The sequence below is a fragment of the Syntrophorhabdales bacterium genome (assembly GCA_035541455.1).
Taxonomy (GTDB): Bacteria; Desulfobacterota; Syntrophorhabdia; order Syntrophorhabdales; family WCHB1-27; genus JADGQN01.
The window spans coordinates 1-20,339 of record DATKNH010000054.1 but is presented as its reverse complement, the minus strand read 5'-3'; the positions used below and the strand labels follow the sequence as shown (position 1 = coordinate 20,339).

Sequence of the window (20,339 nt, the reverse complement as noted above, 5' to 3'; positions counted from 1 at the left end):
TGCTTCGAAGCGTTCATACCACGTGTTCAGCGGATCGACGCTCACGCCGAACACATGTTCAGCACGTTCATTGACATAGTACATCCCCCGCTCCCCATTGTCCCTTGCGTAATATTGATAGACTATGCCCGGAAGGTTGCCGGCGATGCCCCTGAACCGCTCTTCGCTGTCCCGGAGCGCTTCCTCGGCGCGTTTCTGCGTGGTCATGTCGCGTACAAAAACGACAACTTGATCACCGGCAAGGGGCTGGTACTGTGCACTCACTTCGGCATCGACCAGGCTGCCGTCTTTCCGGCGGCCGATGATTTCAAAACGATTGGGGCCCGTTTCCGCCAGGCCTCTGACAATGGCGGCGATCCTCTCAGCGGTCAGCACAGGCGATAAATCCGCAACATTCATACTCAGGAGTTCCCGCTCGCTGTAGCCGCTGATCCGGCAACACGCCTCATTGACCTCAAGGATTCGTCCCTGCCTGTCGGCCCGTAAGAAGCCGTCCATGGCTTTCTGGAGTGTGACCCGGTGGCGTTCTTCGCTCTCTTGCAGATCCCGGTGCGCAAGCAAGCTGGTCAGGACGTCACCCATACGCCGGGCAATCTCCTCCAGGAGGTTTCTCTCGTCTTGCGTCCAGGCGCGCGGGTACGAGCACTGATACAAGCCCAATGACCACGGCTTGCCTGTTTTTGGATATAAGGCGAGCGCAATTCCGGACCTAAAATGACGGGCCTCTCCTTCCAGGGGGTAGTCGCCTGCCGGACCAAAGGTGACAGGTCCGCTTGACGAACCTATAGCGCGAAAATGCTTGGCCAGATCCTGATTCATGGAGACCACCCCTAATGTCTGATAGTCCGGCCTGCTACGCTCTATGACCGCCTCAAAGGAAGGGGCATCCGGATCGCACGGGTAGACCAGCAAGATACGGTCGCACTCGAAGATTGATAGCATGATATCGAGAACGTCGCGCATCACCTGCTCGAGATCGTTCGTCCCCTGCAAGGCCCGGTTGATCCTGTCCATGTTTTGAAAGAACGTGAGATGAGCGTGAAGTTCGTTCTGCGCTCGTTTAAGCTCAAGTGGGTCGTGTGCTTGATGATACTCCCGCTTTGATTTTTCTGGGGGGTGCGCAGCATGTTGAAGTGTCTGACGAGTAGGTTTCTTGCCCATGGTGCTGCCTCCGTCGTTGCGCTGTCCCTTAGAACGTTTTCTTGATCAGTTCCTCAACTGTTGCGCACTCCGGTATAAGTTTTTCCGAGCCGGGCTTACTTCGTTTCCCGACCGTCTTTTAAATGCCAGGGCGCGAAGGTCCGGTCAAAAAAAACACCTGTGCCCTTCCAGTGACTCCGTATCTCATATGTACAGGACTCCCATCGGCATCACGGAGGTTTGAATAGACTGCTTTGCATATCGTCCCGAATGGCATTGTCCTTGTACCGGCTACCATTATATCCTTGTTGCCGCACGTACGTGGGCTAAAGCTTATACCGAGAACAGCGAAGGAGTCCTTTGTTGCCATGTAACGGAGCCCCGAACCTCAGTATAGGTTAGCACAGTTAGGAAGTGATGCAAGATATTTGCAGATATTTGCACATCGGATTTAAGTGCACCTGTCAGGGAACTTGCACCCTGAACGTCTGGCAATCTGGGTCAGCGAAGCCTCCGCGCCCGGGCGGGATGCCACACCGGTAATCATTCGTTAGGCGCTTCTCGGTATCTCGTGGTGAGACCGTGTGGCTTGTCCGGACTCTTGGACCGATACGAAAACTGACGAGGAGCGAGTCCCCTAGCCTGCTGCTGTATGGCAGGGAGAAGATGTCCGGAGTTTCCCGCGTTGAGGTCGGCTCACCGTTTTCTGATTGCTCAGTCATTCTTGCGGACCTCTCACCACCTCGCCCCTCGTGCTGCTACTCTGTGATTAGAACCTGTCCTGGCACTGCATCCGATGCAGCTTTGTGTATCCGGTTAATCCAGTTCTGCCCCTCGGCTATTACTCCCTCACTACTGACCTTAATGGCCAGCATTGATGTGGCTTAGGTGAGCATACGCGCCCTCCCATCACGCCACTCGAAATTCCCGAATGGCGATTAGAGCATGCCGTCGTGAACATCGAAAGACTGCCTCATGTGCCGTTCAGCAGTTCTTGAATCATCTTACTCAGCTCCGGGAGTTTCTGGTCGATCATCTCCCACAGCCTTTTGTGATCAAAGCCCAGGCGCCGCCTTTTGTGTGGGTTCCACCTGCCTATGATGCCGTTCCAGTCCATCGGAAGAAGTTCCTGCCGCATCGCAAGTGGTAGGGACGTCCATCCTTCCTTCATGACAGTAACCCGAGAATGGCCGACCCAATGGTGCTCCTGCCCTCCACAAACCTATCATACGAAAGAGAGCCGAAGTCGCTGGAGAGCTTCGTAGCCAGCTTGTCGATCTCGTAGAGCCAGAGCTTAGCCATGTCCATCCATCAGGGACGATTACCGAGGCTCAATACGCCACCGCTCTTGCTGCAGTGAAGAGGGCGGAGTACAAAGAACTGCAGGCTCTTCTTGGGTACTATCTCGCCGTAGCGGATCTCAAGCGTATAGTCGCTTCGTACTCCAGCCATTAAGCTATAATGATCTGAGCTTTACGAGCGGGTAATCCATTATTGCGGTGAACTGAAGACCCCTGCGCAATAATTTCATACTAACTCGGCAGCATGCAGGTCTGATGTGCGCATGCTGAATGAACTCCAGTCTTCGCGGCACATGAATATTCGATAAAACGGCGAGAGCCGTGCAGCGCCTACTGAGTGAGAACCGTAAGCGCATCACGCAGTGGCTCACTGGAGATCGTGATCAGCCCTCCATACGGACGATCGAGTTCCTGGATCAGATAGAGTGAAGCTGCGGACGAAAGAGCACAAATGAGCAAGACAATGATGACCGTCGCATTAGGAGAAGAGGACAAGCCGAAGTTAAAGAAGATGATCACGAGCCAGGATACCAGTATCACGAAGAAGGGCATGGGTAACGAGCTTAGACCAATCTGTTGGGCGAGCAGCCAGCGTTCTGCGGCCAGGTCGCCGCTCACCTGCAAGGCCCGTGACTGGAGCCATCGCTGGGCACGGTCCTGCGGCGACAAGCGCAGCAGCTTTTCCTGGAGAGCTTCCATTCCGGACACCCTTTTATCAAAGCTTTTGGCGTACGTGTATTCCATCCTTTCTTCCGACCAGATCCGCTTGATGGCAGCAGCGACGGTGAGGCGCAGTAAGTCGCGGGCGTCCTTCGTCTCCGGTCCGTATTGCGCCATGAGGCGATCGAGCAGGATAATGTTCGAGCTTGTACTTATGAGTTCGTTTCTCATCGTATCAAAATTAGCCCTGGCAGAGGAAATCAAGAGCCCAATGACAAGGGCAGCCAGCGTTGCGAGCATACCAGTCCCCAGCTTCACGACATCCAAAGACCGATCACTCAGATGATGTTTTGGAAGTAATCGTTGAAGGAGCATTCCGAGAAGCGTGCCGCCGAATATGCACCCAAAGACGATCAGCGATATGGCCAGTGTACTCACGGTTCGCCCCCTTCGGCAAAGGATTCAGTTTTCAGGTCATTGGTTGATATGTATCGCATCGTTCATCTCTTGATGCCAATTGCTACAGCTAAGATCCAGGACCGCATCGGATGCCGCCGAACGCGCAAAACCGCTTCATCTAGTTGCATTGGTGCCGACTAAAACCCTGCGTACCGTCTCGGCAAGCTGATGTTTTGGAAAGGGCTTTAACAAAAACTCACGAATACCTGCCGCTTTCACGTCCTCCGAAGACAGGTTTTCGCTGAAGCCCGTGAAGAGAATTATAGGAACATCCGGTCGTACCTCCAGTATCCTTTGTGCGAGTGTCATGCCTGTCATTTCCGGCATAACCGCATCGGTGATGATAAGATCGAACCCTTCAGGAGCAAACCGGAATAGCTTCCACGCTTCGGCTCCGCTCGTTGCGGTTGTTACCTTGTATCCGAGACGTTGGAGCGTTTCAGCTGTTGCCTTTACGACCGAAGGCTCATCATCGACCACCAGGAGCCTCTCGCTGCCCATGGGCATGATGCCTCGTTTCTGCGATCCTGCTTCGGCAATATCCTCAAGTGCCGGAAAGAAAACAGTGAACGTGGAGCCTCTGCCTACTGCACTATCAACCGTAACGGCCGCGCCGTGACTCTGGACAATGCCGTAGACGACCGCGAGCCCCAGTCCTGTCCCCTGCCCCGGCTTCTTCGTGGTAAAGAATGGCTCGAAGATTCTGGTTTTCACCTCTTCGCTGATGCCGCACCCGGTATCCGTTACCGATAACACCACATACCGACCAGGCTCCATGGACGCATGAGGCAGTGTCTGGCGAGTCTCAAACGTTCGATCCGATAGACTGATCAGGAGGCGCCCTCCTTTCTCCAGCATGGCGTGATACGCGTTTGTAGCGAGATTCATGAGCACCTGCTGAACTTCCGATGGATCGCCCATAATCGTATCTGACGCCGCTTTCATTTCAAGCTGCATTTCGATGGTCACGGGTAGCGTGCTGCGAAGGAGTTTGTAGGTCTCCTTAACCAGAGGCGTCAGATTCAGGGCGTTCTTCTCGTGATCACTTTTTCGGCTGAAGGTAAGAATCTGTTTCACTAGGTCCGCCGCTCGCTGAGAGGCGCTGATGATCTCTTCAATGTTGATCCTTGGTCTGCCGTGAACGTCGTCCCGGGCCAGCTCTGCATTCAATATAATCACGGAAAGCATATTGTTGAAGTCATGGGCAATACCGCCTGCCAGGGTCCCGACAGCCTCCATCTTCAATGCGTGCCGGAGCTGCTCCTCGAGCCGTATCTGCTCTGTAACGTCCCTTCCTACAAACACGTAATTTACGACGACGCCCGACCGGTCCTTCACAGGAGATATGGTCTCTTCGATATCATAGACAGATCCATCCTTCCTTTTTCGTACGAGGCGGCCCTTCCAAGGATTACCCGAATTGACGGTCTGCCATATCGAGTCGTAAAAAGACCGGGGATGCCGGTCGCTTCGCAGGAGCGTGAACTCACGCCCGAGGATATCGTCTTCGGCGTAACCAGTTATGCGGGTTAATGCCGGATTGATGTATTCCACCTTACCGTCGGTGTTGGTGACCATTATGCTTTCTGCTGTCTGTTCAATTGCGGTCGCCACCTTCCGGAGAAGTTCCTCAGTCGTCCGGAGCGTGGCCTGTGCTAATTGGTGTTCCTTTCGCTCCTCCACCTCTCGGAGTGCGCGGGAGACGGCAACGGGTAATCTTGCCAGGCGGTTTTTCAGTATGTAATCAGTCGCTCCCTGTTTCAGCAGATCTATGGCGAGTTCCTCTCCTAATGCACCGGTGACGAAAATAAAAGGTGTATCGGGTGCCCGCTCCAGCTTTAAGCGCAAAGCCGTGATGCCATCAAAGGCAGGGAGGGAATAGTCTGAAAGAATTACATCGGGCAAAAAAGCTGACAGCGCCGAGATATAAGCCTCCTCTGTTTTTACTCGTTGCACAGAAAAGTTCATACCGGCGTTTTGTAGCTCGTACTCCATCAACTCGGCATCAGTTGGTATATCTTCTACAATGAGAACACGAATGGTGTCGGACATGCCTTTTCCTTTCTGCTCGCGGCGGACGAAGAAATCGGACAGGCCGGTCAATAAGGGGGTCTATTCATCAGCAGCCAGTAGAAGCCTATCTCTGCCACCGCTCTGGCAAACTCATCAAAATCAACCGGCTTTACAACGTAACTGTTCACCCCCAGGCGGTAACTTGCTATTCTGTCCCTTTCTTCATTTGATGACGTCAGGATCACAACCGGCACGGATTTGGTCCGCTCGTCAGAGCGGATCCTCTTGAGCAGTTCCAAACCGTCGACCTTGGGAAGCTTGAGATCGAGGAGTACCAGCTTCGGGCACTGCTGCTCCGCTTTTCCCGGTCTGCAATCGACATTATTCATGATGTACGCAAGCGCCTCTGCACCGTCCCTGAGGACGTGCACCTTGTTGGCGAGATTTCGCTCTTTTAGTGCGGCAATCGTCATCTCCACGTCTGCAGGGTTGTCCTCAACGAGTATGATTTCTATGGTGTTCTCTTGCATTTGTCACTTCCTTCTCACAAGGTAGCAATTTCGACCTATTGCGATGCCGCTAGCGCTTTGTGAATAGTATCACCTATTCTTATACGTTTTTGAAGTAACATTGTAAACCGCCCCCGCGCTGTCACCATTAACGTGTCTTGTGTCAACGTCAGCACCGCCATAAACCACGAGAGTAGTATAACTTCCATCGGAAGAGTTCAGAAACTTGTTTGTCATCCTCTGCCTTCGAGTGTGAAGTCTCACTCAGTCATGGGGAAGAAGAGAGATGCCACTCCTCCGTGGCACTCCCCGCACGTCGACCCCGCTTCGCGGGCAGGGGCCTGGAGTTTATAACGTCTGCCGTCGATGTAAGCCGCAGGAAAAGATGCATCAGTAAACATGCTGCAAGTTCTCCCCCTTTTTCCTTTTCCCTGTTGCTAAAACTCAACAACGGTTGCGTGTTTTGTCGCCCTTCGCGCTCGCTACTCCGTGATCAGGACCTCCCAAGGCACTGCATCAGATGCGGCTTTCTTTATCCTCGTGACCCAGTTCTGTCCCTCGGCTATGACGCCCTCGCCGGTGACCTTATCACCAGGCTTCAGTTGGCCTATGTTTGTATAGCCACCTTCGAACTTGGCGAATTCGAAATTTCCGACGTAGGCTTTTTCCCCGATACTCACGGTGGCTATCCAGAACTTCGGATCCACCCTCTGTATCTCTCCGGTGAATTTGAATTTTTCATTCCTGGCGAAAGCGTCTGAGGGTACTGTCACATCGAGCCATATCTGCGAGTAAACTGACTTCACCATTAACAGTCCGATCACGACCGACAACACTATAGATAGCTTTTTCATATCATGCCTTCTTTATTAGTCTCGGCTTCTATTTTTCGCGTTCTTCACAATGCCATTGCTTCTGCTCTCGCGGCCACCCTGCTTCCTGCCGTAACCATACCAACATATTCAACTTCAATGTCACAGGTTTTGCATCCCAGGAAAGCGGCGAATATGTCCTTGGTGATACGCAGTTCATCAATTGTGGTCTTATCATCAAGCCGATCCAGTTCTTGAAACTTGTAGCGTAGAAGTATCATGGGAACCTCCTTAGTCGTTTTTCGTGACTCTCATCTTCTCTGACTCGAGTGTGCTTCCGTAACCATTACATGAACCGCTGAGGTCATTAGCCAGTAGCGCATGCTGCACATCTATGTGACATCAATGCACCCGATGTGCCACAGGTTGGCAAAGAAAAGTCGCTTCTAAGGTGGAGAGTTTTTCGAGAACAATCGCCCTATTCTACTGGCAATTCAACAAAAAAGGGGTATGCTGAACATAATCGCCCGTATTATGTGCCTACACCAAAACGTAAAGCAACCAACAATTTGGGGTATCAGTGACCTCAACAAATTCGGATTGCAGGTCCATTCATCTTCCTTGCAATTGAAACGAACTTGGAAAAGGCACCACGCCATCTCACCAAGTAATGCTTCGTTAAAGTGTTTTCAAGCCATTTTCAAAACTATACCAACTCGAGAAGAATTGCGCACCCTACTTTCAACGATTTCGTTTCTTAAGTTGAATCCAGAAATAGGAGATAAAAGGAATCCTAGACCAAGAAGGTTATTCGCTATTCCTCAAACGATAACTTCTTCTCGGGATGGTGAGCGATTACTGAAGCAATTTGCCGGCTTTATAATGTAAGCATTCATCGAAGTGTTTCTGAGCTTAGGTAATGCCAGCTTACGTTTACGAGTGATATTCGATACCGTACTTGTCCAGTCGATACTGCATCGTACGATAGGTAAGACCTAAAAGACGCGCTGCCTTGGCAATCACGCCTCCGCTCTTTTGCATAGCCTGGATGAGCAAGTGCTTTTCCACATCTTCAAGACTAACCCCTCCGACCGGAATCTCGATTTCAGCCGAAAGCGTCTCACCTGCTGGTACTTCATAAGCCGTTACGATTTCCGCCGGAAGATGAGACTCCTCTATAGCTTCACCTTCAGTGAGAATGACGGCCCGTTCGATGGTGGACTCGAGCTGACGTACATTTCCGGGCCAGTGATAGGTCAGGAGTCGCTGCATAGCAGCAGAAGAAACCCGTTTGACCTTACCACTCCCCAAGCTTTGAAACTTTCTGATAAAATGCTCAATAAAGATGGGGATGTCCGTAGGCCTTTCTCTCAGCGGAGGCACCAGGATGGGAAACGTGTTGAGACGGTAATAGAGATCATCTCTAAAACTACCCTCCTTCATCATCTTGGCAAGGTCCCTGTGTGTTGCCGAAATGATCCGGACATCTACCGGGATCGTGTCAGTTCCGCCGAGCCGCTGGATCTGCCGCTCCTGGAGCAGCCGGAGGATCTTGCCCTGAAGCTGAAGGCCGAGGTCGCCAATTTCGTCCAAGAACAGAGTGGAGCCTGACGCCTGCTCCACAAGACCTTTCTTCTTGGCATAAGCTCCGGTAAAGGCGCCTCTCTCGTACCCGAACAGTTCAGATTCTAACAGCGTCTCAGGAATTGCCGCGCAATTTATAGCGAGCATAGGCCGGGAGGTCCTGCGGCTGAGCTGGTGGATGGCCTTGGCAACCATTTCCTTTCCGACCCCGCTTTCTCCCCAGACCAGGACTGTCGTGTCGGCTGGCGCGACCTTCCTGATGAGCCGGAAAACCTCCTGCATCCTGCCATGCTGCCCGATCATATTATCTATGGAGTACTGCTGTTTCAATTGTGAGCGCAGCAACTTGTTCTCTTCCGTCAGGCGCGCCTGATCCAGCGCCTTCTCAATGACCACGAGAAGTTCGTCCTTCCCGATTGGCTTCGTGAGGTATTGGAAAGCCCCCTTTTTCACTGCCTCCACCGCCGATGAAATGGTGCCGTGCGCAGTGATAACGATAACGATCAATTCGGGTCGAAGACGTCTGGCATTCTCGAGGAATTGAACCCCATCCATATCTGGCATGACTAGATCTGAGAGCACCAAATCAAAATTAGCCGTCTCCAGCATCTGCAGAGCCTCTAGGGGACTTCCCGTCGTCGCCACGTCATGGCCCGCGTCTTCAAGAATCATAGATAGAATCTTCCGCTGGGCTGGCTCGTCATCGAGAATTAATATCGAGGGCTTTATCGTTGGCTTCTGTTTCATTTTAGAACGTTCTTACACACTCTTACCTTATATCGGTTGTGATGGCTTCTGTCAAGTGCTTGATTATATGTATTCTCTGCCAAGTATGTTCGTCTCTGCCAGGACTCTTCATTTTGTAAACCGTAAATCTGTCGCTATAGAATTGCAACAGAATGAGATAAATCACACTTCGCCAGAATTCACGGAAAAGACATCGATCCTGGGCAAAGAAAGTGGTTGCGCTAATCAGTTTCCTGGATTCCTAAAAATATTAGAGTGGAACATCTGATTTGGGTGACCCCCGCTGTCAAGGGGCTGTTGCCCAAACTGACCTTGTGACGCCAAGCCTCGAATCCCTCTCGCCTCATGGAACATTGCCTATGGGGATTCGACGCAGCGTATATACCGAGTCCGCAAAGCCTGAGTAGACCTCTGTGTGTGCATGCCGCCCCTATCGGCGTTTTCGAAGAGGCAGTGCTCCTGGAGCCTACCATGCCCCACCACAAAGTGCAAGAACATTGTATACAATTATGAACATTTTATTCTCATTGCCTTGCTAAGAAGGAACTCATCTTCGGCGATTTGGGCAACAGCCCCTCAATAGTGGACACGGTGACAGCAACAGCACTCTCATTTTCAAAGAGCAAAATGAGTGCCAATAAAATGCGTTGAAGATACTGTATGATTGAATTTGGCTCATCTCCATTATTCGAGAATTAAGAGAGGTGATGATAATCATGACTCGATTTGACAGCTTCAGCAGTACTCCAAAACGTAAAAGCGTTTACTATTTGGTGAGTTTTTTCAGGGTTTAGGGAATCCACAACCATGCACCCATTGTGGGGAAACCGAATAATCGCCTCGCGATGCCGAACCTGCGATACTTTGGCACTGCTCTTGCCATAGGAGTATCCAAGAAAGAAATGATGATGACGATTCACGGAGTGTTCCATACGATCTTGAACCTCTTTCCTGAAGCGAAGAAATGGACAGTAGAAGTCAATATTGCGATTTTTGCCGGACAGAGAGGAGAAAAAGATGACCCCAACAACAGGTAACGCCGTACTCATATCGAGGTCAGGCTCCGGTTGGCACGCCTCATTTCAGCCCAGAGACATAGAGCACTATCTCGAACAACATGGTGCCTTGTGGCCTAAAGAAGATCTGCTACAGAATGACACCCCGCTCGCTCACGGCGTAGATGGGGAATATCGCTGGTTCTTAGTTCGCGCCCTACCGTTGCGCGACGAGGAAGGGAACATTCTCCAGTGGGTAGGAACGGCAACGGACGTCAAAGATCGCCAGGCGGCCGCAGAGAGACTCCGAAACGAGGTAATTCTGCGCGAAGAAGTCGACAAATCAAACATATTTGAAGAGATCGTGGGCACATCACCCCCTCTGAAGACCGTGTTATTCCATGTCTCCAAAGTTGCACCAACAGATTCGACCGTCCTCATCATCGGTGAAACCGGTACGGGCAAGGAACTCGTCGCCCGGGCTATCCACAAACTTTCGTCCCGCTCGTCGCGACCTTTCGTGAGCGTGAGTTGCGCCGCAATACCACCGGCATTGATCGCCTCGGAGTTGTTCGGCCACGAGAAGGGTGCCTTCACGGGAGCACTGCAGCGGCGCATGGGTAAATTCGAAATGGCTGATGGAGGCACGATCTTCCTCGACGAAATAGGAGAGCTTCCGGCTGAGACCCAGGTTGCGCTCCTGCGTGTCCTGCAGGAGCATGAATTCGAGCGTGTCGGCGGAAATCAAGTGATTAGGTCAAATGTGCGCGTGATTGCCGCCACCAATCGCGACTTGGGGGCAGCCATCGAAGCCGGCACCTTCAGGAGTGATCTCTTTTACCGGCTTAATGTGTTTCCTATCGAGATGCCGCCGTTGCGTGAACGAAAAGGGGACATCCGCATGCTCGTCGAGCGTTTCATTCAGCGCGACGCAAAGAAGATGGGGAAGAAAATACGGGACATAAACAAGAAGACATTGGACCTCTTTCATTCATATGCGTGGCCTGGCAATGTCCGCGAACTACAGAACGTTGTTGAACGTGCGACCATACTTTGTACAACGGAGACTTTTTCAGTGGATGAGAGTTGGTTCACCCGGCAGTGTCCGAAAATGGAGCCTACAACGCGCTCGCTTTCTGAAAAGCTGGTGACGCGCGAGAAAGAGATGATAGAGTCCGCGCTGAATGAGACCCATGGCCGGATATCCGGACCGTCAGGTGCTGCAGCCAAGCTCGGTATCCCGCCATCCACCCTGGAATCGAAGATCAGATCACTCAAGATAGACAAGTACCACTTCAAAATGGGCTGACACTCTACTGCTTCCCTTGCCTTGCCTTGGCGACGAGAAGAGCAGTGACTTCCTGTTAATCGTTCACTTCTCTGTTAACTGTACAAGCAAGTCGAACTGAGTCTGTTATCGCTCGGCGTTGGGCATAACGGCTGAAGCTTCTGACTACAGACTAAGGAGAAGTCTTACTACCGAGCAAAGGGGGCAGCCTTGGCACGCGAATGCATGCAGGAACAATAAGCCAAGGACAAAAGCTCAAGAGCGGGCTAGCTTCCTTAAAGGGTGCGGTCTATCATGGCCCTGTACCGGGAGGGCTCATGTAAAACCATGCGGGCCTCTGGTTTCCTACAGGCTTTCCCTTGAAGGTGCTCTCTGTTGCGCAGCCGCTCATCGCCATAACCGCCAAGAACAACAGCAAAAGAAGCAATGCGCATTTGTTACTGACGGCCGCCCTCATACGAACAGGACGGCTCTCTGTTTTTCTGATGAAAATACGCGTGGTGATAAACATGACAATCCTCCCATAGTGTGCGTATATACGCGCTTCATACGGTTACCCTCGCAAGAGATGTGCCAGGGAAAGACAAGGAAGTTCCATGCGAGATTCACCATCTTCCCATTTTATCCAAGCCAGAATGAATCGACGAGGCATTCTAAGGCCTAGATGACTTGCCCTTTGGTTTTCGCGCCGTGACTCTTCTGTCCTGACACCCTCTTACACCAAAGCTTGCGAATCTATACGAAATAGTGCAGACATCTACCTTTTGGTAAATTTGCACGGAAGTTGCGCAAGGTAGGGAAAAAAGTTTCTCTTCCACCAAAACGAAAGCAGATCAATGCTTATATACTCCCCACCACACAAATGTCGACCAGGGAGTGGTCGGCTTTACCGTTCCTGTTTATTTTCTGGACACCTGCCTTCCGGAGAATACGGAAGAAGACCGGAGGTGGACCGATACGCTCTATGGCGGTGACCGGCGCTACCGGCTGTGCCAGGAGCTCATTCTCGGGGTCGGTGGTGTGCGTGTCCTCGAGGCGCTGGGCCACGATGCGGTCCGACGTTTCCACATGAACGAGGGCCACTCTGCGCTCCTCACGCTGGAACTGCTCCGCCAGGAGGCGAAGCACACGGGCCGGACGAGCGTGACCGGTGCCGATATCCAGGCAGTCAGGGAAAAATGCATCTTCACCACTCATACCCCTGTTCCGGCTGGCCACGATCAATTCCCCATAGAGCTCGTCGCACGCGTTCTCGGTGAGAACGAGCAGTTCTTTGACATGAAAGACACCCAGATCATTGCTCTGCTTGACCGTATTCTGAATGTGCCAGAAGAGTTGACCAATATAGAGGAACTGCGCCGCGCTGCCAGTACCCTTAACATGACCTTGCTTGCTCTCAACCTGAGCCATTACGTGAACGGGGTCGCAAAAAAGCACACTGAGATCACGAAACTCATGTTTGCGAAATATACGATTCACTCGATCACCAACGGTGTGCACGGAGCAACGTGGACTTCAGGGCCTTTCCAGCAGTTATATGACCGCTATATTCCCGGGTGGCGCCAAGACATGTTCAGTCTTCGTTATGCCCTTTCTATTCCCCGATCAGAAGTCTGGGACGCTCACGCAGAAGCGAAAAGAAACCTCATTGACTACGTCAACCGTGCAACCAATGCCGGCATGAGCGCGGAGGTGTTTACGATCGGTTTTGCCCGGCGCGCAGCGACATACAAAAGGGCGGACCTCCTCTTTACAGACCCGGCGATGCTGCGGGATATATCCCAAAGGACCGGGCACGTTCAGATCGTCTATGCCGGCAAGGCGCACCCGCAGGATCAGGGAGGAAAAGACCTGATCGCCCGTATTTGCGAAATGAAGAAAAGCCTCGCGGGCTCTGTCACGATCGCCTATATTCCCAACTACGATATGACCATAGGAAGAATGATCACGTCCGGCGTGGACCTCTGGCTCAATACGCCTCAGCCGCCTATGGAGGCCTCGGGCACGAGCGGCATGAAAGCCGCGCTCAACGGTGTGCCGAGCCTGAGTATTCTCGACGGATGGTGGATCGAAGGCTGCATCGAAGGGGTTACCGGATGGGCAATAGGCGAGGATGCACGCCACCGCAATGGAGGGCATGACGTATCACGGGATGCGATATCGCTCTACGACAAACTCCGAAAAACCATCGTGCCGCTCTTCTATGAGAATCGTACCGGTTTTATAGAGGTAATGCTGCACTGTATGGCCCTGAACGGTTCCTTCTTCAACACGCACCGGATGTTACAGCAGTATGTTATGAATGCCTACTTCCTGTAAACCGGGGAGTACTTGCATAAGGAGAGCGAGGGTCTTTAAAGACGTAGATGGTTCGAATGCCGCGTTATTGAAAGGCGAAGCAGTCTTCGCGAAATAGTTTTAGACAAGCATCTGCGGCTTCGCCATCATAAAATCTGCGACCATTTTTTGTTATCTCATCGAGGGCGGCATCAATGCCGAGCGATGGCCTGTAAGGGCGGTGGAAAGCCATAGCCTCTACTCTGTCGGCAATGCAGAGAATACGAGCCTCAAGAAGTATCTGATTCCCACGAAGAGCGCGTGGATAACCGGACCCATCAAGCTTTTCATGGTGCTGGTACACCATCTCCGCAATCGGCCAGGGAAAGTCGATGGGCTCCAAGATGTCATAGCCGGTCTTGGGGTGGGCCTTGATGAGGGCAAACTCCGCCTCCGACAGCTTTCCGGGTTTACAGAGGATTTCCGCAGGCACCGATATCTTCCCGATGTCGTGGATGCGTGCGGCGAGTTGTACACCCTCGATTCGGTCGGGTGAAAGACCCATTTCCGTAGCTATGGCAGAAGCAAGCTGCGCTACATGTTTCTCGTGACCAGCGGTATATGGATCCCTTTTCTCGAGCATCAGCGAGACGGCTTGTATCACACCTTCGAGCGTACGATGCTGTTTTTCTCCCGCAAGTCTCAGCTCCTCATTTGCTCGCGCAAGGTCTGAGGTCCGCTCTCTCACCTGCATTTCCAATTCGTTCCGCCGTCGCGACGGAGCCTCTTGCGCTCGCCTATGTTCTGTAATGGCATCCGCCATCCAGACAATTCCAACTAGTCTCCCCTTGCCATTCGGTATTGGTTCATCACTGCACGTTGTCCACAGATGCTCACCGGTTTGCCGCACATGTCTGTTCTGGGTGGCAAATGCTTTCTCGTTTGAGTCTTGTAAAGATAGAAGCTTCATGATCATTAACATGGCAAGATATGTGCCAGAGGACGGGGACCTAGTCCCTTGTGAATCTCATTGTGCTCTCATGTCTGCAAGCTTCGGCATACAACGCTGTATGAACGACACAGACCCAAGAGCAAACTGATCTAACATTCACCACTTGATAGCGTCGATCTCTTTTCTACCCTAAAACGTGCACGTGCTGCACCTTTTCGTCTATTTCTCCGGATTCTTAAACATACCACCATACAGCAACACGCTTGAAAAACGTAAGTGCATCAACGGTTTGAGTTCCCGTTACGCTTATGGCATTCCACTTGCGATACAGCAGATGATAGGTGATCGATGGTGATGCAAAGTTACCCAGACACTTTGACTTGCGGTACGAGGTTGTATGCGGTGATGACGAGAGAGCGCTCACAGGTTAGCGGGTGAGTACTTGGACGCTTACTTCAATACAGAAAAGGGGTGAAGGAGGCCCCACGCATGGTATGGGATGATCGTTTTAATAAGACAGCGCGGTTTCAACTGGCTGCTGCGCGACTCTGTCTGGACTGTGAAGTTGTTTATGAAGGTGATACCTGCCCGGCGTGCGACTCAAGGATTTTCTATAAGCTCACGGACGCCATTCCAGCTATGCTGCACCCTTGCGCAAAGATGGACGAGCCTACTCTATTCGTGGCGCACACAAAGACGCTGAGCTGCATATCAAAGGGAGCTGATATCCAGGCCATGGACTCGATGCCGGACGTAAATAGGACATTGGCAAAAGCTTCATGACAAGAAACGCTGTTACGCGCTTGCCGCAACTGCGGGAGAGGAGCACAACCATGAAAACTTCCAATCACGCTTTTTTGCAACGTGAAATAAATGCGGCTGCTGCCACCCGTATGATTCTCGGGAATAGCGAGAGGAGTACAAAGATGGAAATCTTGGGCCAGGGAACCACCTGTGATTTTAGTCGGCCGCTCGCCCATAAAGAAAAACACTTGGAGAGAGAGGCCAGATCCCTAAAGTCTTACCGTGGGACTGAAACGATCCTGCTCGCGGAAGATGACCCTGCGGTGAGAAAAATGATCAGCCTCATCTTGCGAGAGCGGGGCTACGCCATAATTGAAGCCGCGGACGGAAACGAGGCTGTTCGCCAGTTTGCCGATCACAAGAGTGCCATCGATCTTGCGATTCTGGATGTGATTATGCCGTACAAGAACGGCCAAGAAGTCTATAGGGACCTCACCGGCATAAGTCCGGGTCTCAAGACGCTCTTCATGAGCGGCTATACGAATGACATTGTGTTGGAACACCGAGGGACGCCTGATGATCGGGTAGGCTTCATAGCTAAGCCTATGATGCTAAACGAGCTTCTGCAGAAAGTCAGGCAGATACTCGACACACCTCGTAGTTTATGAGACACGTCTCTAAGCATGTCAAAGGAGATGATCGTCATGGAAAGCTATTCATGGTGGACAGACGAACAGAAAGAGTTTGCCGTAGAAATCTCCGAGTTTACGGCAAGCATCATGCCGAAAGATGCAGAAACCAGGTGGATGAGAGAATTTCCATGGGACATTTTTCGAAGAGATAAACGAGATCATCGACTTCAGCTAACAAAGGACATCCTTGCGCATATGGACTTTATGGCTATACTATCCTTACACATCAAGGAGATGCCCGCAGATATCTTCAATCCGGTGTAGGAGGTTAAACAAATCGTGCAGGGCACAAAGGAGGTCAAGCTGAGGGCCGCGTTAAGAGGCATCGATCTACAGACTGAGGGTAGTCTACTCAACTCCCAGCGAACTCGGCTTACCATTGGGACTCAATAAAGATGCTCGCTATCAACTGGGATATTAGACTTTTTAGCTTCGCGGCAATCATAGCGGTCGCATCCCTATGGGGATGTGCCACAGACAGGGGAGGCAACACTCCCTTGATCCGTGCGGCCTTTTATGGGGACGCCCCCAAAGTGGAAGCCCTACTCAAAGCCGGAGAAGACGTTAACGCGGCCAACGGGCTGGGTATAACGCCTTTGTTGGCTTCCGCGTGGGGCGGAACAGGTAAAGGCGATGTTCACATCGCAAGAGTCCTGATTGAAAGTGGTGCGAACGTAAACGCCACCACTATCCGCGGGGAGACCACGCTGATTGCGGTTTCGATATTCGGGAACGTCGAATCTGCGTTGCTCTTGCTTGATAACGGTGCAGACGTCAATGCTCAAGACGTCGATGGCGACACGGCTCTCCACCAGGCGGCTCTTCACGGACACACCGCTATTGTACGCGCCCTCCTGGCCAAAGGTGCAAAACCCAACGTGGCCGACTCGCATGGAACTACACCCCTCATGTGGGCCTGCGATTGTCCGTCGCCAGAGGGAGTCTGCCCCGAACGGGCTGAGATTGTACGCCTGCTCATTGCTGGAGGTGCGGACGTAAACATGAAGGATGCCCGCGGCAACACCGCTTTACATCGCATTCAGGGGGGCACAAGGGCGGAGAAGGAAGAAGTTAAGCTGCTTCTCAAGGATGCGGGAGCCAAAGAGTAACTCCGTTCTCCCCAAAGGTCTGAACCACTTTTCCACGAACCATCTATAATTCTCGAAAAGTCGAGACGGGTCACATTTTGCTCATCAAGTGTTTCCAAGCTCCTATATGTGGCACTTCGATTGCTCTACGAAAGTTGCAGGCGTGGTGCTCAGGTGAGAATGCGAGAGTCTGACATCGGTAAAGGGAACTAAGCATCAGGGCGATCTATTGGCTCACAAACCAATAGGGTCACGCCAGATAACATATATGCCGTAACAAGGAGATATCCGTGAGCCGCGATTCGGACAATGCGAGAGAAAAGATCATCGACATTGCGGAGCAGGTATTCACCGAAGACGGCGCCAGACACGTAACAGTCGATGCTGTTGCCTCAAAGTCAGGCACTAGCACAGGTGGGGCTCCTCTATCACTTCCACGATAAGGAAGCTCTTCTTAAAGCCATTCTAGACAGACGTGTGAAGCGCGCTATGGGATACAGTGAAAAAAGCCAAGCATCTCAGCGCGAGACTAATCAGAAAATTCTTTCCGACCGTTTACCCGGTTTGGACGAATCGCACGAACAGAAAAAGAAAATGCAAGGCCAGCTCCTTGCTGCTATTGCACAGGATACCCGATTGCCGGTGCCGTACCAGCAAGGATTTCAGAAACAGCATGCACGAGTTCTGCAGTGGTGGACTGAGACCAGAGAGGGCTGCCGTTATTCTACTGGCGGTTGAGGGTATGAAGCTGCTCGAGCTTTTCTCATTGCTCACCTTTACACCTCGAGAACGGAAAACGATAATGCATGAGATCACGAGACTTGCCAGGAAGGAAAAACATGCTTGGTAACCGCACGATCGATACTGATCGGTTTAAATCGCCTTCAAGCCTGATTTTACCAATAATCGCTAATTCGCGAAAATTCGCAATCGTATTAGTTCGAGGAAAGTAGTAATTTAGGATACTTACACGTGGCATTGCGATTGCTCTCTGGAACTATAGGTCCTGAAATGAAGAGACCAAAATAAAGCCAAAGGAGGCAGGGCATGAAAAAGGTAGTGGTAGCATTAACGGTGGTGATCGGACTGGTAATGGTGAGTTCAGTCTATGCCCAGAAATGGCTGGACATGACAATCCCGTCAGGAGACCTTATGAAGGGTCAAAGATTCTTGTTCACCGGAGAGATCCAGAGCCTGGATCCGAAGTCGCAGACTGCGGTCGTGAAGGTTGGGGACAAGGTCTACATCGGGAATTTCGGATTCGCCAAGTACGAGGGTGCGTATTCAAACCTGAAAAACCTCAAGGTCGGCGAGATGATCACCGGTAAAGGTGTGGTCGCCGAGGGCCAGAACTGGGTCACAAGAGTTAAGGAAGCTGCACCGGGTGCAAAGCCTATGGCAGGACCGGATACGGAATAGCTGACGACCGAGGCGATGGTAGGTCCGGTGAGAACGATGAGGCGGGCCACGAACGACGAGCCAATCTCGAGATTGAGGAACTATGAGCTGTCCCCCTGCAGAGCAGCATTCCGCAGGGGGACTCGCTTTTTGCATCCCTCAGAAGCTAGGGGATGGTGGCGTGCTGAATCTGTGAACGAGCGGTTAGATAGCATGAGACATTCTTCAGCGGGGTAGGACGGCAATGGATATCCAGGATCGCACGCGGGCGGAAAAGAGACTCCGAAATGAGAATGCGATACTTCGGGAGGAGATCGAGAAGGTGTCTATGTTCGAAGAGGTTGTTGGCGCCTCACCGGCTCTGGAAGCGGTGCTATCTGCTGTTTGCAAAGTAGCCGGAACCGATTCAACGGTTCTCATCACGGGCGAAACTGGTACCGGCAAGGAGTTGATTGCCCGTACAATCCATAAGAAATCGCGGCGTTCTTCGGAAGCCTTTTTGAATGTCCATTGCACTGCGATTCCGCAATCTTTGATTGCCACGGAATTGTTTGGTCACGAGAGGGGAGCGTTCACAGGAGCGCTTCGGCGCCGGCTGGGTAAATTTGAACTTGCTGGTGGAGGCACGATCTTTCTTGACGAAATCGGAGAGTTTCCTTCCGAAGTGCAGCTTACTCTGGTACGCGTTCTGCAGGAGGGAGAATTCAAACGCGTGGGAGGCAGTCAGTCCATTCGTGCTGACGCGCGCATCCTCGCGGCGACAACCCGGGACTTGCAAACAGCAGTTGCGCTGGGCGCCTTCCGTAAGGACCTGTTTTATGGACTGAACGTCTTTTCGATCAACATTCCACCTCTGCGTGAGCGAAAAGAGGACATCCCGCCGCTGGTTGAGTACTTCATTCATCGCTACGCCAGTAAGATCGGTAAAAAGATTCGCTCCACCGATAAGAAGACCATGGACCTCCTCGTCTCGTACCCATGGCCGGGTAATGTGCGGGAGCTGCGGAATGTGCTTGAACGGTGGGTCATTCTCTGTGACACGGAGAGCTTTTCCATCAATGAGGGCTGGTTCGCTCGGGACGTTCGTGGGCCTCAGCCTGCAGGCCAGGCGTTGCCCGAGAAGCTGATGGCTCAAGAAAAGGAGATGATTGAGGCTGCCTTGTTTGCAAGCAAGGGCCGGGTATCAGGGCCGGCGGGTGCTGCCGCCAAGCTCGGTATCCCGTCCTCAACTCTGGAATCAAAGCTCAGATCCCTCAAGATCAACAAACACCTTTTCAAACCAGCCTGGCACTGACCGCTCCTCAGAGATGATTTAGCATGTTGAAACGATAGCTTTCAGATCATAAATTATGACTCATGAAGCTTCGCATCCCACGCAGAGAATAGTGAGAGGGGCGCCCGGCAGTCCGCAGCTGCGTTAACGCAGTTGCTACTTTTCGTGAAGGTGGGGTAGTTACATTATGACAGGTGAATGCAGGCTAAAACGTGCGGTTGGGACTATGGCTCGCACATTTTTTTGCCCTTGCCTTTGGCCACGATTCGAAAGCCGGCTGCTTCGGATCGCTGTTACGTGCGCCCTAGTGTCTTTTCCGTTCGGCTTACGGGGGCAGAGTATCTTGCCCCCAGCCAAGAGCCAGAAATTTGAGATGAATTCCTCTGGACCCGCGCACATCGACTACG

At 52.0% G+C, this 20,339-nt stretch carries 22 protein-coding genes; 10 read left to right on the top strand and 12 right to left on the bottom strand.

What is annotated here, in order from left to right; genetic code table 11:
* The 11 genes from VMT71_05915 to VMT71_05865 all read right to left on the bottom strand — a co-directional run.
* Positions 1 to 1,161 (bottom strand): PAS domain S-box protein (locus VMT71_05915; GenBank protein ID HVN23487.1); only part of this gene is annotated, 1,161 nt, incomplete at its 3' end.
* A 952-nt stretch (positions 1,162 to 2,113) separates the two neighbouring features.
* On the bottom strand, positions 2,114 to 2,311 hold the full coding sequence (locus VMT71_05910) for a hypothetical protein (GenBank protein HVN23486.1): 198 nt from the start codon (positions 2,309 to 2,311) through the stop codon (positions 2,114 to 2,116).
* The gene (locus VMT71_05905; GenBank protein ID HVN23485.1) at positions 2,308 to 2,442 is read right to left on the bottom strand and encodes a hypothetical protein; all 135 of its coding nucleotides are present in this window, start codon (positions 2,440 to 2,442) and stop codon (positions 2,308 to 2,310) included. Before VMT71_05905 ends, VMT71_05910 begins: the two co-directional genes overlap by 4 nt.
* Positions 2,443 to 2,451: 9 nt before the next feature.
* Positions 2,452 to 2,592 (bottom strand): hypothetical protein, encoded by a 141-nt coding sequence (locus tag VMT71_05900; GenBank protein HVN23484.1) that lies wholly within the window; start codon positions 2,590 to 2,592, stop codon positions 2,452 to 2,454.
* Between the two features lie 179 nt (positions 2,593 to 2,771).
* Positions 2,772 to 3,539 carry a hypothetical protein gene (locus VMT71_05895; protein ID HVN23483.1) on the bottom strand — a complete coding sequence of 256 codons (768 nt, stop codon included), beginning with the start codon at positions 3,537 to 3,539 and terminating at the stop codon, positions 2,772 to 2,774.
* Positions 3,540 to 3,674: 135 nt separating this feature from the next.
* A complete protein-coding gene (locus VMT71_05890; GenBank protein HVN23482.1) occupies positions 3,675 to 5,612 on the bottom strand; it encodes a response regulator in 1,938 nt (645 codons plus the stop codon).
* Between the two features lie 47 nt (positions 5,613 to 5,659).
* The gene (locus VMT71_05885; GenBank protein ID HVN23481.1) at positions 5,660 to 6,103 is read right to left on the bottom strand and encodes a response regulator; all 444 of its coding nucleotides are present in this window, start codon (positions 6,101 to 6,103) and stop codon (positions 5,660 to 5,662) included.
* A 239-nt stretch (positions 6,104 to 6,342) separates the two neighbouring features.
* Positions 6,343 to 6,483: a hypothetical protein gene (locus VMT71_05880; protein ID HVN23480.1), complete on the bottom strand. Its 141-nt coding sequence runs from the start codon at positions 6,481 to 6,483 to the stop codon at positions 6,343 to 6,345.
* Between the two features lie 81 nt (positions 6,484 to 6,564).
* A complete protein-coding gene (locus VMT71_05875) occupies positions 6,565 to 6,936 on the bottom strand; it encodes a hypothetical protein (protein ID HVN23479.1) in 372 nt (123 codons plus the stop codon).
* A gap of 44 nt (positions 6,937 to 6,980) precedes the next feature.
* Positions 6,981 to 7,175, bottom strand: a complete 195-nt coding sequence (locus VMT71_05870; protein HVN23478.1) for a hypothetical protein — start codon at positions 7,173 to 7,175, stop codon at positions 6,981 to 6,983.
* A 652-nt stretch (positions 7,176 to 7,827) separates the two neighbouring features.
* The gene (locus VMT71_05865; GenBank protein ID HVN23477.1) at positions 7,828 to 9,225 is read right to left on the bottom strand and encodes a sigma-54 dependent transcriptional regulator; all 1,398 of its coding nucleotides are present in this window, start codon (positions 9,223 to 9,225) and stop codon (positions 7,828 to 7,830) included.
* Positions 9,226 to 10,043: 818 nt separating this feature from the next.
* Here VMT71_05865 and VMT71_05860 point away from each other — a divergent pair.
* The 3 genes from VMT71_05860 to glgP all read left to right on the top strand — a co-directional run bounded on the left by VMT71_05860 (position 10,044) and on the right by glgP (position 13,827).
* Entirely contained in the window at positions 10,044 to 10,262 is a 219-nt protein-coding gene (locus VMT71_05860) for a hypothetical protein (protein ID HVN23476.1), read from the top strand.
* Positions 10,243 to 11,529, top strand: coding sequence for a sigma 54-interacting transcriptional regulator (locus tag VMT71_05855; GenBank protein HVN23475.1), 1,287 nt, complete (start codon positions 10,243 to 10,245; stop codon positions 11,527 to 11,529). The genes VMT71_05860 and VMT71_05855 overlap by 20 nt, the downstream gene beginning before the upstream one ends.
* A gap of 855 nt (positions 11,530 to 12,384) precedes the next feature.
* The gene (glgP, locus tag VMT71_05850; protein ID HVN23474.1) at positions 12,385 to 13,827 is read left to right on the top strand and encodes an alpha-glucan family phosphorylase; all 1,443 of its coding nucleotides are present in this window, start codon (positions 12,385 to 12,387) and stop codon (positions 13,825 to 13,827) included.
* A gap of 64 nt (positions 13,828 to 13,891) precedes the next feature.
* Here glgP and VMT71_05845 read toward each other — a convergent pair whose 3' ends face one another.
* Positions 13,892 to 14,539: an HD domain-containing phosphohydrolase gene (locus VMT71_05845; GenBank protein ID HVN23473.1), complete on the bottom strand. Its 648-nt coding sequence runs from the start codon at positions 14,537 to 14,539 to the stop codon at positions 13,892 to 13,894.
* A 687-nt stretch (positions 14,540 to 15,226) separates the two neighbouring features.
* Between VMT71_05845 and VMT71_05840 the strand changes: the two genes are divergently transcribed.
* From VMT71_05840 to VMT71_05810, 7 genes are all read left to right on the top strand, one after another.
* Positions 15,227 to 15,520: a hypothetical protein gene (locus VMT71_05840; GenBank protein ID HVN23472.1), complete on the top strand. Its 294-nt coding sequence runs from the start codon at positions 15,227 to 15,229 to the stop codon at positions 15,518 to 15,520.
* 143 nt (positions 15,521 to 15,663) lie between these two features.
* A complete protein-coding gene (locus VMT71_05835; protein ID HVN23471.1) occupies positions 15,664 to 16,149 on the top strand; it encodes a response regulator in 486 nt (161 codons plus the stop codon).
* Between the two features lie 36 nt (positions 16,150 to 16,185).
* Positions 16,186 to 16,437, top strand: coding sequence for a hypothetical protein (locus tag VMT71_05830; protein ID HVN23470.1), 252 nt, complete (start codon positions 16,186 to 16,188; stop codon positions 16,435 to 16,437).
* Positions 16,438 to 16,568: 131 nt separating this feature from the next.
* On the top strand, positions 16,569 to 17,282 hold the full coding sequence (locus VMT71_05825) for an ankyrin repeat domain-containing protein (GenBank protein HVN23469.1): 714 nt from the start codon (positions 16,569 to 16,571) through the stop codon (positions 17,280 to 17,282).
* A 269-nt stretch (positions 17,283 to 17,551) separates the two neighbouring features.
* On the top strand, positions 17,552 to 17,704 hold the full coding sequence (locus VMT71_05820; GenBank protein HVN23468.1) for a hypothetical protein: 153 nt from the start codon (positions 17,552 to 17,554) through the stop codon (positions 17,702 to 17,704).
* Positions 17,705 to 18,308: 604 nt separating this feature from the next.
* A complete protein-coding gene (locus VMT71_05815) occupies positions 18,309 to 18,680 on the top strand; it encodes a hypothetical protein (GenBank protein ID HVN23467.1) in 372 nt (123 codons plus the stop codon).
* A gap of 223 nt (positions 18,681 to 18,903) precedes the next feature.
* Positions 18,904 to 19,953: a sigma-54 dependent transcriptional regulator gene (locus VMT71_05810; GenBank protein ID HVN23466.1), complete on the top strand. Its 1,050-nt coding sequence runs from the start codon at positions 18,904 to 18,906 to the stop codon at positions 19,951 to 19,953.
* The last annotated feature ends 386 nt before the right edge of the window (positions 19,954 to 20,339 follow it).